We start from the raw sequence: 23353 nt of genomic DNA on the forward strand, positions 1-23353 counted from the left end.
CAAAGAAAAACTCCAGGCTGGAAAGCCCGGAGGTCAGTATTTACTGCTACATGATTATGAAAAAAAGGTTGTTAATATCCGGGATTGGGTGTCAACTTAGGGTTTAACATCAATGCAGTAGTAGGTATCGGAAAAATGCGACGGTATTCTTCGTTATTCGTTTTAAAGCCCCATTTACCTTCGTATTTTCCATAACGGATCATATCGTTCCGATGCCAGCTTTCCCAGGCAAACTCCCGGCACCTTTCTGCATAAACAAATTCCAGGTCAACAGTGCTCAACGCAGGCGACGTTGTACGATTACTGCGTAACATATTAACCAGCGACAACGGCGTGTGCGACAGGGTAGCATTTGCGCCACGCAGGATCGCTTCGGCCTTCATCAGAATGATATCTGAATACCGGAACATCGGCACATCATTGTTCTGGTTCCTGTTGGTTGAAGTGGCATCGGGATAGAATTTGATATTTCTGTACCCCATGTTCCAGGCTATTTCATCGTTGCCCAAATCAACCAGGGGCACACTTTGACGGAGAACAATGTCAGGGGTCAATTCAACCTGGTAAGTAAACGGTGCTGATCCATCCGATCCGGTATAGAACTGATCGTAACCTTTTTTGGTTGTAGTAACCGTAACAGGGGTTACGCCGTCATTCATATACTGTAGCCCGGTGAGCCATTGTTTGTTGCGCACGTCATTCGGGTCATTGAAGTTTGCATAGAATTCAGGCAGCGTGCTTCTGGCCGAACTGGGCGTAAAAGGCAGATTGAATTTCTTTGTCTGAGAACGCGGCACATCATAACGGGCATGGTACATATATCCGTTCGTGAACAAAGCTGCGCCTGCTGCCGGATCGTAAGGAATGGCGAAAATAAACTCCTTGGTGGAAGGTCCGTTATTGGGATAGAACATTTGCAAATAAGTAGCCATTGGCTCCAGTGAATATTTTCCTGAACTGATCACACTATCGCAATAGGCGACACAGTCATTATACCGCTGTGTACCGGTATAATAAGCTGCATTCAGGTACATTTTCGCCAGCAACGCGAAGGCAGTGTATTTGTTCGCCCGGCCATAGGTTGCCTGTCCTACCACATTGCTTAAATAAGGCAGGGAAGCTTTAACCTCATCTTCAATAAATTTAAATACTTCTTCCCGCGGGCTTTTTTCTTTGGCTTCAAACTCGCCAAAGGTGGTAGCAATGGGCACATTACCATACAGATCCATAAACATAAAATAGGTAATGGCGCGCACCATTTTCAGTTCTGCCAGTGCCTGATCTTTTTCTGTTCCTACAGGCATGGCTTTATCGAGCACCGAAAGCGCCTGGTTGGTTGCCCCCACTGTTCGCGATAACCAGCTCCAGGTACCGTTGCTATTGCCATGGTCTTTGGTCCAGGTATGAAAATGCAGGTCGATATAGTTCCTGTTATCATACCAGTTACCGCCGCGAGCCGGCAATATCGCTTCATCGGTGCTTAAGGACTGCATAAAGTGATAATCCAGTGAATAGTTTCCGCGCAGCGCCATATATGCCGGACCGGCAGCCTGGATGAACTGGGTTGAATTCTGCGGAAAAACTTCAGGTGTCAATTGGGTAGTAACGGGCACATCTATCTTATGGCAGGCAGTCATGCTTACAACAAGCGCCCCGTAAAAACTTATATTGTTAAGTAACTTTTTCATATTTGTAGTTTGTTCGTTAAAATTATAATGACACATTCACCCCAAACAGAATAGTACGGGTCTTGGGATAGAAATTATTGGCATCAATACCGGGCGCCATACCGCCCTGGTTGATCTCGGGATCGATACCTGTATATTTTGTAATAACGAACGCGTTGTTAACAGAAGCGTAGATCCTGAGACGCTGTATACCATTGCCCAGTTTCTTTAAATTATAGCCAAGCGTTGCATTGTCAAGCCGGATATAACTTCCGCTTTCAATAAAGCGGGTAGAATACTTATAGACGTTGACATCAGCAGGCAATTCATTCTGCGCATCTACCAGGATGTTGGTGCGTTGTGCATCCGCTGGCCTGAACAGGTCGGCACGGGTAGCATTGAAGATCTTGTTACCGAACACACCGCGAAAGAAAATATTGAGATCAAAATCCCCGTATTTAAGGGTGTTGGTCCAGCCCATCAATAATTTCGGTTGTGGACTGCCGGCATATACATAATCGGCTCCAATGGCGGGTGAAATAGTAAGCCCTTTTGTGGCGCTGTTGAATTGCGTTACGCCGGCAGCGTTCTGGCCTGCATAATCAAGTGTAAAGAATTGACCTAACGGCCGGCCTGACTTTCTGATCTGCAGCGTGCTTCCCGTTTGACCGCCGCCATCAGGTTGCGTATAGCGGATAGAGTCGCCACCGGGAAACAGCGGGTTGGTTAAGCTTGTGATCTCGTTCCTGTTATGAGCCAGGTTCACGCTGGTGGTCCAGGTGAAGGCACTGCTTCGTACCGGCGTTGCAGACAGGCTTAATTCAATTCCCTTGTTGCTCATGCTGCCGCCATTGGCAACGATAAAACCTACGGGCACCAGAATGGGGTCTACGTCATACGAGTAGATCATACCGGTTGTCTTTTTATCATATACTTCAATGGTACCGCTTAACTTACCGTTCAGGGCGGTGAAATCAAGACCGATATTCGAAGTCTTTGTTTTTTCCCATTGCAAATTCGGATTTTCCGCCTGCGTAGGACCATACGAGCCAACCTGTGCACCATTGTAATAATAGGTGCCCAATGAACCGGAAATAGATTGAGCGGTGTAGGCGCTGAACCCCGTGGCGTTACCGGTTTCGCCATAGCTGGCTCTTAGTTTAAGGTCGGTGAAGACGTTCTGATTTTTCATAAACTCTTCCTCGCCCAGGCGCCAGGCTACCCCTACAGCCGGGAAGTAACCCCATTGTTCGTTGGCGCCGAAAACCGAGCCACCATCTCTTCTTACAGAAGCCTGTAACAGGTACCGGTCGCGGAAACTATAGTTCAATCGTGCAAAATCAGAGATGAGGCGTGTTTTGTAGTAAGCATTCGGATCGCCAAAATTCACCCGGTAAGATGTAACCGCGTACGGGTTGCTGAGCGCCAGGTTCTGGTAACTGATATTATCAACGGGGAAGTTGGTGCTTGTTGCCTGGAAGCCATCGTTCACCACGTTCTCCTGCCAGCTATACCCTAACACGGCATTGATAGAATGATCATTGATCTTTCTGTTCCAGGTAATGAATGTTTCCAGGATCTTATTATTACTTTGATAGGTATTCCGCAAGGCCGCGCCGTTGGTACCAAAATTCTGGATAGTATGCACCAATGGCGGATCTGGATTATTATAAAAAGTGGCTGTGTTATAATTGCGACCGTAATAACTGTCATAATATTCACCATGCAGGGAACTGTTGTTCTGGTACGACAGGTTCAGGTCATAGGTTAAACCGAAGGGCAGTTTTACGTGGGTGTTAAAACTACCGATCAGGGTATTGTATTTGGTGTTATCCTTTGCATGATCGATAAGTGCAACCGGATTAAAATAGTTGGTTCCTGTCAGGTTCTCAAAATGCGTTCCATCTTCATTGTATACAGGAGAAACCGGCAGGTACCGCAGCGCCTGCAGCAATACTACGTTCTGTTGTGGAGTAGCATTGGCGTTGCTGTTTGAATTGGCGACATTCAGCGAGAACTTCACTTTGTCATTCAGCACAGAATGTTCCAGGGCCAACCGGGCAATAATACGCGTGAGGTCACTGCCCTTTAGAATACCTTCCTTTTTAAAATAGTTCAAACTGGCGCTGTATGTACCGTGGTCGCCACCACCGCTGAAAGAAAGATTGTGGTTGTGGGAAAACGCATTGTCTCTTTGCACTTCTTTCTGCCAGTCGGTATTGGCGCCTTTATCGTCGTTCGGTGAAAAAGAAGCACCATTCTTCTCAAGGAAAGCGCGTAGCTGACCTGCATCCATTACATCAAGCGTGTTCGACACCTTTTCCAACCCAACATAACCGCTATAGGTAACCTGGCCCGGGCCTTTTCTGCCGCGTTTGGTAGTAACCATGATGACCCCGTTGGCAGCCCGGTTACCATAGATGGCTGTAGCAGCCGCATCTTTCAATACATCTATAGAAACGATATCATCAGGAGCAACCGCTGAAATGTCGGCGCCCGGAATATTATCAATTACATAAAATGGCGATTGAGAACTGTTCAATGTGGAAGCACCGCGCAGGATCACAGCAGCCGGTCTGTTGGGGTCGCCACTGGCTGAAATATTTAAACCCGGTACCTTACCCTGCAACAACTGGCCCACATCGCTGATGGCGCCCCTGTTCAGGTCTTCGGGCTTAACAGTGGTAATGGCGCTTGTGAGGTTCTTGCGGGAGCTTTTACCATAACCAACCACCACTACATCGCCCATCAGCAGCGCCGATGTGCGCATGGTTATATCAAGCGCTGTACTACTTCCAACCAGTACCTCCTGGTTCTCCAGTGAAACGCCACTGAACACCAGTGTTTCGCCTGTTTGCGCAGGGATATTGAATTGTCCATTCGACCTGGTAACTGTAACGATATTCTTTCCTTTTACTGCGACCGACACCCCTGCCATAGGGCGGCCTGTAGAATCTTTTACTGTTCCGGTAATTTCCTGGGATTGCGCCAGCATGTAGAGCGGCGTTAAGCAAAGCAGCAGCAATAAGCGGATACCCGCACCTTTTGGGAGCGACCGACGAAGCAATAGCATAACAAACGTTTTAGGTTAAAGTGTTAATTCTTCCTTCTGATTTTCTGGTCAAATAAATGTATTCAATACACTTAAGTGTATAGTTCCAAAAAAACACAACTACCTGGAGGTTGTGTTTATAAAGTTGATCAATAATTCGCGTGCAGGTTCATTGAACTATGTGTAACCACATAGCTGATCTTCTCATTTTTAAATAAAATAAGGAATGGATAAAGTTTCGGGTGGGACTGCTCCTAAAATTTTATGGTCGATGGCAGGTATTTGGCCACAAGATCTTCATAATAAGGCCGTAGTTGTTTCCAATCTGGTGGTGTGGGACATTTTGAATAGAGGTCATAAGGATTGAATAATTTGACCCATTTCAACATTTCACGATCATGATCGTCTAACAAGTGGTCATAAGCACCTTCGCGATGCCAGGCATAAAATGAGTGGTATCGTAACATATACAATCCAGGCTCCGGCAAATAGTCCTTCAGCATCTGGTATACATACTCATCGTGGCCCCACGACATGCTTACATTGCGCAAGCCGCAGTTTTGCGTATACACCCCTAATTTAGTGCTGAAAACAGGATCGGTGTAATCAGCATTCAGCTTAAAAAATTCAGGATATACAACTTTATCTGAATAAGCGCAGCCAACAGGGAAGGTATCACCTACAACTGCCCATTGTGGCTCACCGAACAGGCAAAGCACTTTACCCATATCGTGCATTAGACCGGTTAACACCATCCAGTCGGGATGGCCGTCGGCACGAATGGCTTCTGAAGCCTGTAACAGGTGCTGGAACTGGTCGAGGTCAGTATCGGGGTCGGAATCATCAACCAGCTGGTTCAGGAAATTGAATGCATCCCAAACCGTCATCTCCTTGCGGTTGAACTGTAAGAAATCTTTTCTTTTTTCCTGTACAAAGGCATAGGTCTGGTATGTATGGTTCAAACGGTAGAACTCACGAACTGTGTCCCTGGCGGGATCGTCGTAATTGCGATATTCTTCTTTTGATTTTTCCTTGGCGATGGTATCAGGGTCAGGATAGCGTTGCAGTACATCATCTTCCCACTCATCCAAACTTCCCAGGGGATTGATTTCTTTCGCGGAGAATTTACCAGGAGCTGCCATTGCAATCGTTTTTAAATTAAGACAGATGTTTGTTGGTTTCCGAAACTAAGTTCTAATTTTTTGCTAAAGATTGTTAGCCATCAATTAACTTTATTTACGAAAACGGTTGCGAAACAATGCAGCAATTTGCGGCATAAAATAGTCTGTAATACAAATATTTAAGGGGTCAATCCACCAATGAGCAAAGTAAACATAAAGGTTTTAGCAGATCAGTTGCAGCTGTCGGTTTCTACCATTTCAAAAGCCCTGCGCGACAGTTATGAGATCAGTGATGAAACCAAAAAAAAGGTGATGGAACTGGCTACGCAATTGAATTACATTCCTAACCCCTATGCCAGCAGCCTGCGGCGTAAGAAGAGTAAGACCATTGCAGTAGTGCTGCCCGAAGTGGCTGATAATTTTTTTTCCCTCGCTATCAATGGCATTCAATCTATTGCTGAATCAAAAGGGTATCATGTACTTATCTATCTTTCACACGAGAAATATGCCAATGAAAAGAACATTCTAGAAGATTGTCAAAGCGGCCGGGTGGATGGCGTGTTGATCTCCATTTCCAGTGAAACCAATTCGGCTGAACATATTAATAAGTTGCAGACCCGGAATATTCCCGTAGTTTTTTTCGACCGCGAACAGGAAGCTATTGAAACGGCGCGCGTAACTACCAACGATTTTGACTGTGGCCTCATGGCTGCGAAACATTTGTTGCAGAAAGGCTGCCGCCGGCCGGCATTTCTTTCTATTTCGCAAAGCCTGCCCATCTGTTTGAACCGGCTGGAAGGTTTTAAGGCAGCAGTTCAGCAGGCGGGCGTACCCGAAGAAGACAGGCAGATCGTTTATTGCACTGATAATGATGGCATGTATGATCAAATAAAATTGTTACTGCAACAACCGAACCGGCCCGACGGACTGATCGCTTCTGTTGAAAAGATCGTTACGCCGGTGTACCTGACCTGCCATGAACTGAAGATCAATATTCCGAACGAGGTAAAAGTTATTGCATTCGCTACATTGGATACCGCCCCTATTTTGAATCCGCCGCTCACGACGATCACCCAACCGGCTTTTGAGATCGGCAAAGCCGCGGCTACGCTGCTTTTTAAAGGTATTGAGAAAAGCTCTTTTGATTTGAGAAAGGAACGAATGATCATTCCTTCCATGTTAATTGAACGGGAGTCAACAAAGTAAGCGTTACAGGTTACAAGTTGCAGGTTACAGGGTGACAGCTGCTGTTTACCAGTTACCGGTTACCGGGCCATTATTTCAGGCCTCCGACTTCTTCCTCGTCTAACTATAATCATTGCATCCTGACTTTGCCTTGTAGCCTGAAACAGGCAACCCGCTAAGCGGGCAAGCTCTGAAACCAATAACCCTGACTTATTGGAAAGACCCTGTATGCTGGTAACCGGGAACCGGTAACCGGCACATTTTCCCTCGCAACCGTATTCGTAACTTTTTCATCTTAATTATGATTGTAGTCATAATAATGAAATGAAAGAAATATATTGTGCATAGAAACTATCACACCCTCAACGATTGCACATGCGCCTACAACTTGCCGATTACCTGATCATTCTGGTATATTTCATTTTTGTTATTGGTGTTGGGTTCCTTATAAAAAAGAAAATAAAATCAAGTAACGATTTTCTCACCAGTAACCGAAGCATTCCCCTTTGGATCACCAGTCTTGCTTTTATCTCTGCCAATCTCGGTGCACAGGAAGTGATCGGGATGGTAGCCTCCGGCGCCAAATACGGTATCATGACCGTACACTTCTATTGGGTGGGCGCCATCTTCGCCATGGTATTCCTCGGTGTTTTTATGATGCCTTTTTATTATGGAAGCCGTGCGCGCAGTGTACCAGAATACCTGTCGCTCCGCTTCGACGAAAAGACACGCGGCCTCAATGCCATTTCCTTTGCCGTTATGACCGTGTTCTCCTCCGGCATTTCATTATATGCACTGGCGAAACTCATGGAAACGATCCTGCATTGGAATTTTGATATTTCCATCTGGATATCGGCCGGCATCGTCATGGTCTATACTTTTCTGGGCGGACTTACCAGCGCGGTGTACAATGAAGTATTGCAGTTCTTCCTGATCGTTCTGGGACTGTCGCCACTGGTTATCATATCACTGCATGATGCAGGCGGCTGGAGCAACATTAAAGCATTGTTACAACCTGAAATGACCCATGCCTGGAAATATATGGGCAATGCCAATGACAACCCGATGGGACTGCATTTTATGTCGTTGATCTTCGGGTTGGGCTTCGTGATGTCTTTCGGTTACTGGTGCACCGATTTCCTGGTGGTGCAACGCGCCATGATCGCCCGCAATATGGGCGACGCACAACGTACACCCATCATTGCAGCGATCCCCAAAATGTTAATGCCGCTGATCGTGGTGCTGCCCGGATTAATTGCCATCACCTTAATGCAGCCCGCCCTGCAATCGAAAGGATATACCATTCCTGCAACGGCTAACGGTGAGCTGGATTATACCATGACCCTGCCATCCCTCATTGCCCATTACTACCCTACCGGCATACTGGGCGTTGGCATTACGGCCCTCATCGCTTCCTTCATGAGTGGTATGGCCGGTAACGTTACGGCATTCAACTCGGTATTTACATTCGATATTTATCAATCCTATTTTGTAAAGAATAAAAGCGACCGGCATTACCTGCTGGTTGGCAAGGGTATCACGGTGATAGGCATCCTTATTTCCATTGCCACGGCCTACATTGCCAAAAGCTTTAATAATATCAACGACTTCCTGCAACTGGTATTCGGATTTGTGAATGGCCCCTTGTTCGCCACTTTTCTGTTAGGGATGTTCTGGAAAAGAACCACAGGGCATGGCGCTTTCTGGGGACTTGTTGCGGGCACGCTCGCCGCGGCTGTTACGCATGGGGTAACGGTGGCTGAGGGAAAAGGCGGCTGGATCGCCGAACTATATACCATCAAAAGCGGTATGGGCCAGGCGTTCATTGTAGCAGCCATTTCCTGGATCGTAAATTTCTTCACCACCATTGCGGTAAGCCTGGTTACCAAACCCAAACCGGATGAGGAACTGAAAGGTTTAGTATATTCGTTAACAGAGAAACCGAAATACCATCAACAAAAATGGTATTTGCGCATAATACCCCTGGGCTTGTTGCTGCTGGCGGTCACCATTTTGTTGAACATTATTTTCTTTTAATAAAGCTTGCTTCCATGTTGAAAAAATTAAACGATCTGCAGTTTGTCATAGGCCTATTCTTTACCATGATATCGCTTATTTTATTGCTCAGTGTATTACTCGGAAACAACAGTGCCAGTGAATTGAATACCTACACCGGTGGTGGCTTCCTGATATTCGGGCTTGCCATGATGTTTATAAAAGGAAGGAAACAATAAAGCAGGTTACAGGTTTCAAGTTACAGGTTATAAGGAAATACACACTTTTAAGCGGCATACATAATTCGCGAAACCGTGTAAGTTCGTAACCTGCAACCTGTAACCTGCAACCTGAAACTTGTGACTTAATACAGGTACTCCGGTGGTTCAATACCGTTGGTTCGTAAATAGAGAACGGCCTGTCCCCTATGATGCGTAATGTGGTCAATGGTCGCATGCACGCCTTTACCTGCATCTTCGGTAAGCGGCTGTTGATTAATCGTTTTTTGCAGGGTATCGTACGCTTGGGTAAGATAGGTAATTATTTCCTGCTTGTTAACCGTTGCCACGGGTGGATCCCAGTTGGTTTTCTTCCCGGTAATATAGTTATCCTGCCACCACTGTATGCCATAGGCAATATGGTGTAACAATTCGCCGAAATTCCAGCCGGCGCCTGCCGGCTTGAACTGATAGCCTTTATCGGGCATGGCATTGGCTACCTGTAATGTGTAATTCTTTGAGTTTTCAACAGTTGCTAATAGTTGTTCTTTCATGATGCTGTATTTTCAGCAAAGCTATACAGCCATTCTGCGGCGGACTTAAGGAATCTTGCTAATTAAGATCATCAACCCAAAATTGTCGGTTTTGATAGCACCTTATCATATTGCTGCCGGTAAACAGTAGGCGGCGCATTATATTTCTGTTTGAAGGCAGCCGTGAAATGTTCAATGCTGTTAAATCCCGAAGCAAAGGCAATATCAGCTACCGGCTGGGATGTATTACGTAATAAGAGCTCGGCATTTTTCAACCGGATGGTAAGCAGGTATTGATGCGGCGATTCGCCCGTAAATGTCTTAAACAGGCGGCTGAAATGAAATGGACTCACGAAGCAATGGGCAGCTATCTGCATCAAAGAAATATCGTCGGTAAAATGATGGGTGAGATATTCTTTAGCCAGCTCTATGGTGATCAGATGATTCTGCTTCAACCGGGCATTGATGCGATGATCAGGTTTGTAAGCTGTAATGTTCTGCAATACTTTTTCAATCACTTCCATTACCATATTATCCAGCTGCAGTTTGCTGCCCGCACGGCTGAGAATAAGCCGGATTATCTGAAAGTGCAAAAATTCTGTTTCGGCACTGGTCTTAATCAGCGTTGAGTCCCAGTCGTTATCCTTGAAGAAAGGGATACCGCCATAATGTTCCAGCAATTCGGAAAAGAAATCCTTTTTAAATTCAAAGATGGTGCATTCGTCGGGCACTGTATGAGTATGGGTAACGGTGCGTTCATAACCGGGTTTTGTCACCAGCACACAGCCATTATAGGAATCTAACGACTGGCGGAACACATTGAACAGGAAATTACCCTTGCGCACAAAGCTGATGCAGAATGTAAGATTGTATTCCGGTTTGGAGGTTCGGCAGTCTGTACACCTGCACCTGAAATCCATGATGCGGTAAAAATCAGACTCATATAATGTATGAATATCGGCATCCATCTGCTAAAATTACGTTTTTTCTGCCCGCATTATGCGTTTGGCCAATGACAATCCCATAAAGGTCATAATAACGCTAATTCACCGGTTTTATACCTGTTGCCTTCATTTTGTCTACGATAAAAGTACCCAGTTCTTTTCCCTGTTGTTGTCCGTTAACAATGGCGTCGCGGAAATGAATGCCGCCATACAGGCGGGAAATGGCTGCTTCAGCTGCTGCTTCCCGAAAAGAGTTGAAACTGCGGGCGGGTATTTCAAAAATTTCTTCTGAGTTATCGGTGAACATAAAATTATCACCCATTAAATAGGTAAGCACTTCAGCCGCCGTCGTAGAGATCACGCTGTGTCCGCTCGGGTATTCGGGGAAAGGCGGTGTTTGCAGTAAAGGTTCCCATCTTTTATTGATGTAACGGTTGATATAGGTTTCCGGCCGGATGCGGTTCGAGCGGAACTTTTCATCCCAGCAACAGATAAATGCATCCATGATGGCAATGCCTGTTAGCATCTGTACGGTAATGGCGGCCGCAAAATTCAACCGTGCTTTCCGGGCTGCAATGGCGGCAATATTCATCCAGTGTCCGCCCGGACTGATCTTTTTAAAACCGATGGCCATATGACCGGAGGTGGCTACGGCAAACGGATTGCAATCCCAAAACGATGCTATATGCAATTGTTCCTGCGTAGGTTTTAATGATGCTTCATAAACCTCCCGGGCCAACCGGTAAAAAGCGCTGTTGCTGTCTTTGCTGAATGCAACCGGTGGCATAGGCAGGAACTGGTTACATGAATCGATCATCAGCGGGCGCACTGTTTTCCAGTTAGGCTCTACCGCTTCCATATAAGCCGGTGGTGTAGGATACCAGTAGGCATCTCCCTTCACGGGGGTATAACGTAATTGCGCACTTAGTTTCCCATAGCGGTCTGCCCTCGTATAATCGACAATATGGGCAGCTATGGAATTGGCCACTTTTATTGAGCTGTCAATGACAGCCCGCGGCAGTTTTGCTTTTCGCTGTTCGGTTATGAACTGCTCCTCTTCTTCCTGCAACAGGTAACCCGAGGGCAACAACAACCTGCCTGTTTCGAGGATGCAGTAAATGGCCGCAAGGCGCGCATCATAGTGTTTCGGCCGGGTGGTTATTACCGGCCGCTTGTATTCATTCAGGAATTTGTTAAGTGAGGTCAGCGTGGTGTCGTGCTGCGATATAATTTCATAAGCGCCCAACATACAATAGGCATAATAGCGCGCTGCTGCCGGTGGATTCACCACATCGTGCATCATGATCTTTGATAATGAAAACACTGCAGGCTGCAGGTAACGGGTGAATGCAGCTTCCTCTTTATGTAATACCCTTGTTTTACTGGCTGTGGTTTGCGCGTCAGCCATCTGCTGTTGCGATAAGATCACGATGAACAATGCCAGCCCATAAAAAACGACGCGCCTGAAACAATGAAATAAACCGGCGCCTGTTTCCAAACGCCGGTGTGACAAATAAAACAAACAAACTGCGATAGGCTTCATATTACTCTACTTTATAAAACTGCATGGCATCATTACAGATCCCTGCTACTATATACCTCGTATTATTGACTTTTAGATCCACAGCGGCTTTTACATCGCCTTTGAGGCAAAGGCCTGAATTCGGTTGAGGCACGTATGCAAAACCACCTTTGCCGTCCCCCGTAAGCAGGCAGCCATAGCTGGCATCGATACAGCCGATCTTTAACCGGTTGTCGGAACGGTTACCCAGCAACAACAGGTCTTTTTTTCCATCCCCATCAAAGTCGTCTGCAATGATCTTTGTCACTGCCGAGAACTGCGCCTGCATCGGTAATTCGGTGGGAACGAACTTTCCATTCCTGTTCAAAAAGGCAAGTGTGCGGGTTTCAGTGACCTGTAACCGGCCTGCCTTTGCCAGTTCCTCTTTGGTAAAAATATCGTGAATGGTGGCCTGCGAGTAAGCAGCATAAGAAGTAAAACGCTTTCGCATGGGATAGATCTGCTCGTTCAGTTCGTCGCGGCTTACAAACGGGTAACTCACTCCCTGGATATAAAAATTAAAGAAGGGATCAACAGAACCATTGCTGTCAAAATCGGCATAATACAATTCACCGGGTTCTTTGGCCGAAACCTTTATGCAGGTATTCAATCCGAGGTTACCGGCAATAATATCGTCATAACCGTCATTGTCAACATCTGCAATCTGCAGGGAGAACCAGAAGCCATTAGCCGGCGCATCGAAGTATGTGCTGGTCTTGTCAACAAAACCGGCAGCCGTATTCATAAAAACAGTTACTGGCATAAACTCACCACACAGCACGAGGTCTTTACGGCCGTCTTTGTCAAGGTCGACCCACTGAGCATCGGTAACCATGCCAATTTGTGCAAATGGTACAGCGGCAGCTGTATATTTTCCATGGCCGTCATTGACAAGCAGATAGGATGCCGGCGCTAAGGGATAATAGCCGGGGATCACCCTGCCGCCAACGAACAGATCCTGATCGCCATCGCCATCAAAATCACATGGCCGCACACACGATTTGCTGTTGGCGCTTAAATTGGGCAAAGCGCCGGTTACTGCTTTAAATTGGCCCCGGCCATCATTTACATATAATTCGTCCTGCAATGAACTGCTGCCGGATTCATATAACGCATAACCACCTTTGGCAACATACAGGTCCTGGTCGCCATCGCCATCTGCATCTACAAATGCGGCCGCTGCAATGGTGGAATTAGTTTCATCCCCAACAGAGAAATTCGGCTCTTCATAAAACAGTCCTTTTGCATTTTGTAAATATAGTTTTCCCGGTTTGTTTTTGTCGCCACTTATAAAAAGGTCTTCGCGCCCGTCTTTATTCACATCTCCCTTTGCGATCACAGGCCCTGCCTTCGAATACATGAACATCATCAATAACTGCCGTTTAAAATCATTTTCGCTCAGGTCGGTATGTTTGTAGCTAAATAATTTGTCAGCGGGCGTGAAGATGGTTTTGGCATACACGGGCTTCTCTTCCATAACCGGAGTGCCCTGTTCCCAGGTTACCGTGTGTGCCGTGTTCGTTGACACATTGGCCAGCAGCTGCACAGAACGGTCGGGCCATTCTATTTTTATAGAATCGACAGCAGTGGCATTGCCTACACCAAAATGCAGGCGGGCCGGTACGCAGGAAAGATAACCGCGGGCCGGATTCACTTCTGCATATTGAACCGTTTTCTGCTGGTACACCCATACTTTGGCGCCAAGGGAAAACCAGTTTGGTTTTTTGTAATGCAGGGTAAGGGATAGATAGCCGGCCTTTGTGATTTCTCTCGCAGTATTCTTGTACACAAACGCATGCTCATTGATATTATTTATCACAAGTTCGAGGTCACCATCGTTATCCAGGTCTGCATATACCGCCCCTGATGAGATGGCCGATCTATCCATTCCCCATGGTTTCTGCTGGTTGGTAAAGGTGCAATTACCATTGTTTCGAAAAATATAATTGGGTAGCGTAGTTGAGGGCATAACGCGTATAAGATCCATCAGCAATACAGGTTCCCGATCCATCGCTTTTTTAACCTTGTAATCGCCCCAGTAGCGCAAAAAATCCTTGTTGGTATAGTCGCGCAGGTAACCGTTTGTAACAAACAGGTCTTTGAAACCATCGTTATCATAATCGGCCAGCAGCGGGCACCAGCTCCAGTCCGTATTCGATACGCCGGCCAGTTGACCGATCTCGCTAAAGGTGAGGGCCCCTTCCCGGCCTCCCCCGGTGGGGGAGGAGGAACTTACACCTCCTCCTCCGGAGGGCATTGGGCGGAGGCTTCCATTATTCAAATGCAGCATATTGCGCATATACTGCGGATTTAGTCCCTGGTTCACCATCAGGGAAAAAGATTCATAGTTCTCCTGTAACTGCAGTAATTTCTGCCGCCGGTTATCTTCGGGCAGCATATCGAGGGTAATGATATCAGGTAAGGCATCATTATTAAAATCGGCGATATCCACACCCATTGAAAATTGCGAGAGGTAACGCAGGCTTTTATCGGCTTCATTGGTAAATGTTCCGTTGCCATTGTTCATATACATGTAATCCGGTTCGTTGTAGTCATTGGTAACGTATACATCCTGCCAGCCGTCTTTATTGATATCGGAAATGGCAATGCCCAGTCCAAACGTCAAAGGATTTTGCCGGATGCCTGCTTTTTTTGAAACATCAACAAAACGGTTCAGCTGGTTTTCGTAGAGTTTGTTACCAGCCAGCTCATCCACTTCATCGCGGTAACGGGCCAGCTCCATATTATCGATCTTTTTTGTGCTATGGTTTAACAGGAAAAGATCGAGGTCACCATCATTATCATAATCAAAGAATGCGGCCTGGGTGCTGAAGCTTTTATCATTGACGCCATAGGCGGCTGCTTCTTCTTTAAAGGTGCTGTTGCCCTGGTTTATGAATAACTGGTTGCGGCGGATATCGTCAGGCACTTTGCCGGAATAACATACATAAATATCCAGCCAGCCATCGCCGTTTACATCGGCCATGGTAGCCCCGGTCTTCCAGCTATTAGGGCGCCCTGCGAGCTCTTTGCCGGCTTCTTTGGTGATATCTTTAAATTGTAAATTACCGGTGTTCAGGTACAGTTTGTTCTCGTTCATATTTGCTACGAGGAAAATATCTTCCAGGCCATCGTTGTTGATATCACCCACTGCCACACCGCCACCATTATAAAAGTATTCGTACGCCAGCACATTCAGGTTCTCTGTTTCGCTGATGCGGTTCTCAAATTTGATATTGGTCTGCCTGGGCGTTAAAAATTCAAACAAGGGTGCCTGCGCTACAGCAGGCACCAGTGCAGTGCAATGAAGCAGGGTAATGATGGTGATGGCGATCCGTATCATAAAACAGGCATAGAGATTAAATATGGTTTCATTCAAGGTGAAAGGTGCGGGGCATTCAACCCCACACCTGTTTGCTTTTTTAATACTTGTATATTGATTGGCTATCTTATGGCTTTTATTATTTAGTTTTTTGCATTCTTTCTTATGATTTGTTTTTCATTATCGAATTATCACATTATCAAATTATCACATTAATCATTTGTCCCACCACATTTTTGAATTCCAGTTATCACCGGCAGAAAGATTGCTGACACCCACCCTGTAGTTTTCAGGGTTGGCAGTCGGTTCTGTTGTCGGATATAATTGTCTGCGGGGAATCGCGCCGCCCGAGAAATTACCGGGATAATTAACCGGAGTTAGCATGGGATAACCCGACCTTCTCCAGTTGTTCCAGGCTTCTACAAAATTGAAGAGGATGCCCGTAGTTGCCCAGTATTGTTCGTTGATCTGCTTTAAGGAAGCTGCCATGGATGAAGTGTTCAGCGGATTAGCCGTTGCATACGCATCCGCGGTGGCCGCAGGGATCACTGCACTGCTGTGAAACGTACCTACCGATTGAATACCGGCCGATACACCATTGGCATAATGCTGGGCAGCTGTAATGGCGCCCACATTCCAGCCTCTTACTTTTGCCTCGGCGAGTAATAATTCCGATTCAGCATAGGTCAATACGAACTGTGGACTATTAAGATCCGTGTAAACAACCAGGCGTGGACGGGAATATTTTCCAATAGGCGTGAAATCGCCGCCAGTGCCGGTTCCACCCGGATAACCAGGTGCGTTCCGGATATCTGTTGGCCCACCATTCAGGTCATAGCCATGCGGTTGACCTAACTGGTTAGCGGCGGCATTGTCGCCCGTTTTTGTGACATCGTTGTTACCAGACAGTCCCGGTGGAGGCACTTCTGCAATGGCGCTTAGCCGGGGATCATTGGTCGATTTCAGAAAATCGATCAGGGTTTTACTCCATCGCACACTGTAAAAGTCAGCCGGCGTTATCAATGCACGGGAATTTTCACTGCGGTAACCGGCGGGATTGTCTCCTTTGATCCACGCATCTTCCGAAACAGCCGACAAAGTACCGCCGGCTGCTGCTTTTTCGGCATATTGCTGTGCTTTGGCCGGATCTGCTTTTACCAGGCGCATGGCGATGCGCAGCATCAACGAATAACCGAATTTTTTCCACTTAGCTACATCACCGGCGTAGGGGAAAAGATCGGCGGCAGGTTCCGGTTTTGAGGCATCGAACATAGTTAACGCTGCATCGAGGTCGGTCAACAGGGAATTGTATACATCCTGTTGTTTGTCATATGCGGGCTGGGTAACATTTGTTGCAGCCTGAAACGCCTGCGAATAAGGGATATCGCCATATAAGTCTGTAGCATAATGCATGGCCAGTACTTTCATAACAGTGGCCGCGCTCACTACGTTTACTTTATCCTCATCATCGCCATAGTTCTTTATGATTTCCTGCGACAGCCGGGCACTCTTATACATAAGATCGAAACCGCGGCCCGCATAGTCGTTGGTATTACCCGATGGCACATATTTATCCATGTTACTGTAATAGCTGGCGGCACCGGAAGACGTAGATGAGAGTATCTGCGCCCAGCCACTCTGGAACAATATAGCGCCGTTATACCCGGTAATGCCATTGATGTAATTCCACTGACTGCCCGTTAAAAAATAATCGGAATTAAAATTGGCCGGGGCCGATTGTGTAGGATCCGTATTTATCGATTCAAAGTCTTTTGTACATCCCGTGGCCAGCGCAAACGCCACCAAACTTATATATAGAGATATTTTTTTCATCTGAAACATTTTAATGTTTAAATAGCCTGGTGATTATTTTTTGAATTTCAGGTTCAGGTTCAAACCATAGGTGCGGGTGGAAGGCAGACTGGTACCTTCGATACCATAGTAATTAACATTGGAACCGAACTGTGATTCAGGATCGATGTTTTCGCTGTTCCGCATGATGGTCCACAGGTTGCGGGCAACCAATGAAATTTGCGCCGATCTGAACAAAGGCCATTTGCTTACAATATTTGTTGGAACGGTATAACTTAATTGTACCTGGCGTAATTTGATGAAGTCGCCATCGAGCACGTGAACGGAAGTAACCTGTTGCGCCAAAGCGCGGTAATAGCCCTGGGCGTCTGCTGTTACCGGATTGGGATCACCGTTTTCCGTTACCCCTACTTTAATACCATTGCGCCCTTCGAGGGTCATTTTATGCAAGCCGCGTAAAATGGCATAATAGCTGGTGCCGCTTAATATCTTATTTCCAAAATTGTAATCGATGAGAAATGAAAGCGAAATACCTTTGAAGTTAAACTCATTATTCAAGCCGCCATACACTTTTGGCAATACGCTGCCCCAGGCCAGCAGGCTGTCGCCCCGGAGCGGATAACCGGATGCATCCACCACGATGTCGCCTTTGGCGTCGCGTAGATAATCATATGCCAGGATCTGCGGACCGGAAAATCCCTGTACATAGGCCGTAATGGCATTACCTAATGTACCGCGGTTCTGCCCCAGGTTAACGTTGTTACCCGCCGCATCGGTCCTCAGCACCTTGTTATTAATGTGCGTGAAATTTAAGGTGGCTGTCCAGCTGAAGTCTTTCGATCTAACCGGCACAGCGTTGATCATCACCTCCAATCCTTTGTTCTGCGTTTGGCCGTTTGGAATGTAACCGCTGGTATAACCGGTAGCGATGCTGAAGGTAGCGTTCATGATCTCATTCCGGGTCTTCTTGGTGAAGTAAGCCACATCAACATTCAACCGGTTGCCGAGCATTCTTATTTCTGTACCCACCTCAAATTCAGCTACGGTAAATGGTTTTAACAAACCGCTTGGCAGCGAAGTGTTGAACTGGCCAACAGGCACACCATTGAAATTGTTGCCCAATGAATAATACACCTGCGTTTGATAAGCCCTGGTTAATTCATTGCTGGTAACAGCATAAGATGCCCTTAGTTTGCCAAAATCAAGATTGTTGATGTTGGCTAATTCAGAAAAGATCAGGCTTCCTGATACCGACGGAACGAAAATGGTATTGTTATCATCCGGTAATGTTGAATAAGCATCGTACCGGCCGGTAGTACCCAGTGTAAGGAAATTTTTATAAGTAAAATCAACGGTATAGTAAGCAGAATTCACCTGGGTCTTATAGAAAGTATAATCGCGGTTAAAATTCTGCACATTGTTCCAGCTGTATTGATACGGCAGGATGAACGGACCACCTCCGATCTTTATTCTCTCTTCCTGGTTCTTACGCAGGTTGGCGCCAATAGCCGCATCAAAGCTAAGGTCTTCGGTGATCTTTTGATTCAAACCTACCAAACCATCTACATTCAACTCAAAACGTTCTGTTTGCGCCAGATCCTGCAAATTACCCGCCCTGTTGGTTGTATAGGCAGTTCCCCATGGTTCCACTCTAAACAGCCGGTCGTGCGTTACATCATAACCAAGACGTGCCTGTGCATAGAGGCCTTTCATGAAGTCGTACCTGACTGCAGTTGATGTAATGAATCGTTTACGGCCGAGGTTATTTACATACTGGTTCACCACAAACCATGGATTGGTTACATATTCATCGTCGCTGAACTGTGTCTCATAACCGGTTGCAGGATCATAACCCGGCTTTAAGATCTCCTGATCGATATTGGTGGCCAGGAACTGGCCGTTATTGGCATTCATGGGAGCATCGCTCAATTGCGGCCGGTTCTTTGATTTTTCATCAATATAATTTGCCATCATTTTTACCGATAGCTTGTCGGTGATGTTCTGGTCAATGTTCAGGTTCGCCGTCTTTCTGTCGAGCCCACTGTTCCTTATGATGGCCTCGTTACTGAGGTTCGAAAGCGACAACCGGAATGAACCATTTTCGCCGCCTCTTGAAACGGCAATAGTATTGGTAAAGGAAGGTCCTGCCCGGTAAAAGTTCTCGATATTATCTTTCTGGGCAACGTAAGGATACGTATTGCCATCGAACTGAATGACCTGCGAGCCATCGAGGCGTTCGCCCCAGCTGAATCTGCCAGATGCCTGGGCTGCAGCCACTGTTGCCGGTTTCTGACCACCTATTCCCTGTCCGTATTCATACTGGAATTCAGTAAAATCAATGGCCTTGTCTACCATGATGTTCAAATTGTAGTCGACAGAAAAATCACCGCGCTTGCCCGATTTGGTAGTAATGAGGATAACGCCATTGGTAGCTCTTGAACCGTAGAGAGCAGAAGCCGCCTGCCCTTTCAATACGGTCATGGTCTCGATATCATCCGGATTGATGTTACCAATGCCATCACCATTGTCGGAGCCGCCCCACTCACCGGCAGCACCTCTTTGGGTATTATCCATGGGCACGCCGTTGATAACAAACAGCGGCGAGCCGGGATTATTCATACTTGGCAAACCACGTAATAATAGTTTTACAGTACCACCGGGACCGCTATTCGTTCCGGTCACTTTCAACCCGGCCACTCGGCCACTTAGTGAATTGGCCACATTGGTTTCGCGGGCTACATTCAGCTGGTCGCCTACAACGGTCGACACAGAATATCCCACTTTCCTGGCTTCCTTTGATATACCTAACGCTGTCACTACAACTTCGCCGAGTTGCTGTGCTGTTCCTTCTTCCATGGTAATTGATATGTTAGCCTGGTTTTCAGCTACATCAATGGTTTGTTCACCGTAGCCTACCGAAGTTGCTACGAGTCGAATATTGCCAGTTGGTACCTGCAAACTAAATGCACCGTTAATATCAGTTACGGTTTGATTGTTTTGTCCCTGTACTTTGATCGTTACAGCGGGAATGCCAGCACCGGCCTTGTCTTTAACAGACCCTGAGAGCTGTCGGGTCTGGGCCAGTACTGCCGAATGCAGCAGAATAAATGCAATTAGCAGGTGAACATGTCTCATTAGCAATTGGTTTTATGATGATTAAATAACTCCCAAAAGAAGATTGCTAACAAAATGACATAGCAAGGCTGGCCGTCTTTTTACAGACTGCAATCATTTTGAAAACTTCCTATTGGCGTTAAAACCCTTTCAATTAAGGGACGGTGAAGTGATAATTTAGTTTTTGGTTGTCAACAGAATGAGATGTGGCGCTCGCTTGATCCCCAACCATGCATAATTAATAACACATGGTTGCATAGTATAAGTGTAAGCCGGTCAGATTTTGTAATAAAGAATTAACAACTCTTTTTTATGAGGCAATCATTTTCAGTAATATGATGCAGCGGAATGAAAAAAGTTTGAAAAATATGATTACAGTCACTATTTTTTTCAACACATTATATTGTTACCGTGGTGAGTGGTGATGGGTCAATAGTGAGGGATCTATGCTTGCCCGTTTAAAGCGATAGCGAAGGAGGGGTGAGTGGTCGATCGTGAATTGGGAGGTGACTGGTCAATGGTGAATGGTCAATGGTCAATGACGAATGGTGAGTGGTGAGTGGCTCGCGCAATTTTGGATTAATAACCGATCCTGCGCCGCCTGACTTTTTTTTGCCTTTTGCCTTCAGCCTTTTGCCTTTTGCCTTCAGCCTTCAGCCTTTTGCCTTTTGCCTTCATGGCAACTGCAACCAGGCCAGTGTAAACCGGTAGTAGAGATTGCTGCTGAGCAGGTGGATGACGTTATCGGGTGTTTGTGTTGCAGCGAGGTATCCTTTGGGTTCTGCATGGGTGCTATCCATCGTGAAGAGGCCGGTCCACGCGCCGCCATTCAGTTGCCGCATCTTACCATCGGTAAGCAGCTTTTTCACCGGCCAGGTCTTTCCTTCATCATAAGAAAGGGCAGCATACAGTCCGTAACCTTTATACACTTCACCATTGGGCCCGGTAAAATCCATACCTTCTACGTTTGATTTTCCCGGACTGTGGGTGAAGGATACCAATAACAGTGGCCCTTCATTCAAGCGGCGTAACACCAGCCGTTGTCCACTGTTGATGGGCGGGAACATGGATGGCGCATATTGCCAGCTGGCGCCGCCATCGTTTGAAATGCTCATGGGCATTCTGTCGCCCAGGCTGTCTGATTTAATATTATCATTGCGGCCCAACGCCAGCAAACGGCCATCTTTTAACTGTACCATACCTGCATGGATACCTGCGATCAAGCCGCCAGTGGCGCCATTTTGATACAGCGGAGTAGCGGGCAATGTATACGGCGTAGTCCAATGGTCTCCTTTGTCTTTGCTGATAAACATGGCAGTGCCACCCCGGGAACTGGGGTCTGCATCGCACAACTGCACCAGCCATCCCTCCCGTGTAATGAAAGAACCGGCGATCACCTGGTGACGTTTTGCATGTTCGGGTGCAATCAATACCGGTTTCGACCAGCTGGCACCGTTATTCCTGCTGGTGCGCATAACCATGGCCAGGTTCTGCCAGTCGCCGGCTGCTTCCAGTCCATTGATGTGATACAGCGTTCCTTTCTCATCATACAGTAAAGAAGTCCCGGTTGTATTTCTGTCAGGTACCGCAAAAAACAGCGAGGCTGTATCCCAGTTTTTTTGACCGGCGCGTAACCGGCTGGCCAGTATGACCATTTCCCGTCCGCTCTCGGCATTGGTGCTGAACCAGGCTGCTAACAGATCGCCATTGGGACACCAGGTTATTGCCGGACAATGATTGTGTTTGTAAAATGGAATACCCAGGCTGCTGTCGGGTTTTATTACATAAGCAATGGGTGCTTCAAACAGCGGCTGCGTTTCTTTTTTCCAGGCATATTTTTGTTGCGATACCTGCAAACTATTGGCGGGCAGCGGTTCAGCAGCAATCGGCCTCGACTTGGGCATGTGGCCCTGCACTACGCGGAAACCGGTTAACCAGTGTTTATCTTCGGGTAACATACCCTGCCGGTTAGCCGAACGCAGGAAACGCACCGGAGTATTATGACTGCCGCCGCGGGTAACGCGGCTCATGCCGGTTTGCCTGCCCACCGGATCCTTTTGCGCGCCTGGCAGATAGGGGCCATACCAGTCGCTGCACCATTCTTCTACATTGCCATGCATGTCATACAGTCCCCAGGCATTGGGAGGGGTTTGTGCCACCTGCAGGGAAACCGGTACCGGCGTGCGGTTGGTATGTTGTAATTTTTGATAGGCGGCCGGCAGTTCATTGCCGGTGTTATAATCGGTGGTGGTACCGGCACGGCAGGCATATTCCCATTCTGCTTCCGTAGGCAGCCGATACGGCTTCCCTTCCCTGCGCGATAACCAGGCGCAAAAAGCGACAGCTTCTTCATAACTCACAAATACGACGGCTTCATCGTCTTTCAGCGAGAACCCGTTCTTGCCGCGCAGGTTTTTATGGGCCGGATCAAATGCTTCATACTGTTTGTTGGTAACTTCCGTGGCCGACATTTTAAATGCGGCAGTGATGGTGACCGGGTGCACGGGACTTTCGTCGGCATCTTCTTTTCCGCGGTTCGATCCCATTTCAAAAGTTCCCGGCCGAATCTCAACCAGCTGCATTCCAATCGAATTTTTTTGCTGGGCAAAGCCCGGCAAACCGGCACTTATAAAGAACAAACTAAGAAGTACAGACCACCGACCAGACATATTATTTATATATGACGTTTTTGAAGAATGATCTGTAAAATAAACAATACCGGAGAATTTCTGGATTTCGGGATCTCGAGATTTCGAGATCTCGGGATTTCGGGATTTCGGGATTTTAGGATCTCGCAATTTTTCGGAAGGATAAGCCATTTTGAAATCC

13 protein-coding genes are annotated in these 23353 nt (G+C 46.8%); 3 read left to right on the forward strand and 10 right to left on the reverse strand.

Going from position 1 to position 23353, the window contains the following annotated elements:
- Positions 1-71: 71 nt before the first annotated feature.
- The 3 genes from JUB15_RS20325 to JUB15_RS20335 all read right to left on the reverse strand — a co-directional run bounded on the left by JUB15_RS20325 (position 72) and on the right by JUB15_RS20335 (position 5861).
- Entirely contained in the window at positions 72-1688 is a 1617-nt protein-coding gene (locus tag JUB15_RS20325) for a RagB/SusD family nutrient uptake outer membrane protein (RefSeq protein WP_207514484.1), read from the reverse strand.
- 22 nt (positions 1689-1710) lie between these two features.
- On the reverse strand, positions 1711-4740 hold the full coding sequence (locus JUB15_RS20330; RefSeq protein WP_207514485.1) for a SusC/RagA family TonB-linked outer membrane protein: 3030 nt from the start codon (positions 4738-4740) through the stop codon (positions 1711-1713).
- A 233-nt stretch (positions 4741-4973) separates the two neighbouring features.
- Complete coding sequence (locus JUB15_RS20335) at positions 4974-5861, reverse strand: inositol oxygenase family protein (protein ID WP_207514486.1); 888 nt, start codon at positions 5859-5861, stop codon at positions 4974-4976.
- A 177-nt stretch (positions 5862-6038) separates the two neighbouring features.
- Here JUB15_RS20335 and JUB15_RS20340 point away from each other — a divergent pair, with 177 nt between their 5' ends.
- From JUB15_RS20340 to JUB15_RS20350, 3 genes are all read left to right on the forward strand, one after another.
- Positions 6039-7046: a LacI family DNA-binding transcriptional regulator gene (locus JUB15_RS20340; RefSeq protein ID WP_207514487.1), complete on the forward strand. Its 1008-nt coding sequence runs from the start codon at positions 6039-6041 to the stop codon at positions 7044-7046.
- A gap of 354 nt (positions 7047-7400) precedes the next feature.
- The gene (locus JUB15_RS20345; protein WP_207514488.1) at positions 7401-9062 is read left to right on the forward strand and encodes a sodium:solute symporter family protein; all 1662 of its coding nucleotides are present in this window, start codon (positions 7401-7403) and stop codon (positions 9060-9062) included.
- Positions 9063-9076: 14 nt separating this feature from the next.
- Entirely contained in the window at positions 9077-9259 is a 183-nt protein-coding gene (locus tag JUB15_RS20350) for a hypothetical protein (protein WP_207514489.1), read from the forward strand.
- A 125-nt stretch (positions 9260-9384) separates the two neighbouring features.
- On the opposite strand, the gene JUB15_RS20355 is transcribed toward JUB15_RS20350, so the two are convergent.
- The 7 genes from JUB15_RS20355 to JUB15_RS20385 all read right to left on the reverse strand — a co-directional run bounded on the left by JUB15_RS20355 (position 9385) and on the right by JUB15_RS20385 (position 23106).
- Positions 9385-9792, reverse strand: coding sequence for a DinB family protein (locus JUB15_RS20355; protein WP_207514490.1), 408 nt, complete (start codon positions 9790-9792; stop codon positions 9385-9387).
- 71 nt (positions 9793-9863) lie between these two features.
- The gene (locus JUB15_RS20360; protein WP_207514491.1) at positions 9864-10739 is read right to left on the reverse strand and encodes an AraC family transcriptional regulator; all 876 of its coding nucleotides are present in this window, start codon (positions 10737-10739) and stop codon (positions 9864-9866) included.
- 73 nt (positions 10740-10812) lie between these two features.
- Positions 10813-12258, reverse strand: a complete 1446-nt coding sequence (locus JUB15_RS20365) for a vanadium-dependent haloperoxidase (RefSeq protein ID WP_207514492.1) — start codon at positions 12256-12258, stop codon at positions 10813-10815.
- 1 nt (position 12259) lies between these two features.
- Positions 12260-15619 carry a VCBS repeat-containing protein gene (locus tag JUB15_RS20370; protein WP_207514493.1) on the reverse strand — a complete coding sequence of 1120 codons (3360 nt, stop codon included), beginning with the start codon at positions 15617-15619 and terminating at the stop codon, positions 12260-12262.
- Positions 15620-15814: 195 nt separating this feature from the next.
- Positions 15815-17431 carry a SusD/RagB family nutrient-binding outer membrane lipoprotein gene (locus JUB15_RS20375; protein WP_207514494.1) on the reverse strand — a complete coding sequence of 539 codons (1617 nt, stop codon included), beginning with the start codon at positions 17429-17431 and terminating at the stop codon, positions 15815-15817.
- Positions 17432-17464: 33 nt separating this feature from the next.
- Entirely contained in the window at positions 17465-20545 is a 3081-nt protein-coding gene (locus tag JUB15_RS20380) for a SusC/RagA family TonB-linked outer membrane protein (RefSeq protein ID WP_207514495.1), read from the reverse strand.
- A gap of 653 nt (positions 20546-21198) precedes the next feature.
- Complete coding sequence (locus tag JUB15_RS20385) at positions 21199-23106, reverse strand: SUMF1/EgtB/PvdO family nonheme iron enzyme (protein WP_242696443.1); 1908 nt, start codon at positions 23104-23106, stop codon at positions 21199-21201.
- Positions 23107-23353 lie beyond the last annotated feature (247 nt).

This window comes from Longitalea luteola (genome assembly GCF_017356035.1).
GTDB classification, from domain to species: domain Bacteria; phylum Bacteroidota; class Bacteroidia; order Chitinophagales; family Chitinophagaceae; genus Niastella; species Niastella luteola.

What these genes read in the sequence shown, in the direction of transcription:
- JUB15_RS20325 (WP_207514484.1), bottom strand. Translation starts at nt 1,688, where the DNA reads ATGAAAAAGTTACTTAACAATATAAGTTTTTACGGGGCGCTTGTTGTA.
- JUB15_RS20330 (WP_207514485.1), bottom strand. Translation starts at nt 4,740, where the DNA reads ATGCTATTGCTTCGTCGGTCGCTCCCAAAAGGTGCGGGTATCCGCTTA.
- JUB15_RS20335 (WP_207514486.1), bottom strand. Translation starts at nt 5,861, where the DNA reads ATGGCAGCTCCTGGTAAATTCTCCGCGAAAGAAATCAATCCCCTGGGA.
- JUB15_RS20340 (WP_207514487.1), top strand. Translation starts at nt 6,039, where the DNA reads ATGAGCAAAGTAAACATAAAGGTTTTAGCAGATCAGTTGCAGCTGTCG.
- JUB15_RS20345 (WP_207514488.1), top strand. Translation starts at nt 7,401, where the DNA reads ATGCGCCTACAACTTGCCGATTACCTGATCATTCTGGTATATTTCATT.
- JUB15_RS20350 (WP_207514489.1), top strand. Translation starts at nt 9,077, where the DNA reads ATGTTGAAAAAATTAAACGATCTGCAGTTTGTCATAGGCCTATTCTTT.
- JUB15_RS20355 (WP_207514490.1), bottom strand. Translation starts at nt 9,792, where the DNA reads ATGAAAGAACAACTATTAGCAACTGTTGAAAACTCAAAGAATTACACA.
- JUB15_RS20360 (WP_207514491.1), bottom strand. Translation starts at nt 10,739, where the DNA reads ATGGATGCCGATATTCATACATTATATGAGTCTGATTTTTACCGCATC.
- JUB15_RS20365 (WP_207514492.1), bottom strand. Translation starts at nt 12,258, where the DNA reads ATGAAGCCTATCGCAGTTTGTTTGTTTTATTTGTCACACCGGCGTTTG.
- JUB15_RS20370 (WP_207514493.1), bottom strand. Translation starts at nt 15,619, where the DNA reads ATGATACGGATCGCCATCACCATCATTACCCTGCTTCATTGCACTGCA.
- JUB15_RS20375 (WP_207514494.1), bottom strand. Translation starts at nt 17,431, where the DNA reads ATGAAAAAAATATCTCTATATATAAGTTTGGTGGCGTTTGCGCTGGCC.
- JUB15_RS20380 (WP_207514495.1), bottom strand. Translation starts at nt 20,545, where the DNA reads ATGAGACATGTTCACCTGCTAATTGCATTTATTCTGCTGCATTCGGCA.
- JUB15_RS20385 (WP_242696443.1), bottom strand. Translation starts at nt 23,106, where the DNA reads ATGCAGCTGGTTGAGATTCGGCCGGGAACTTTTGAAATGGGATCGAAC.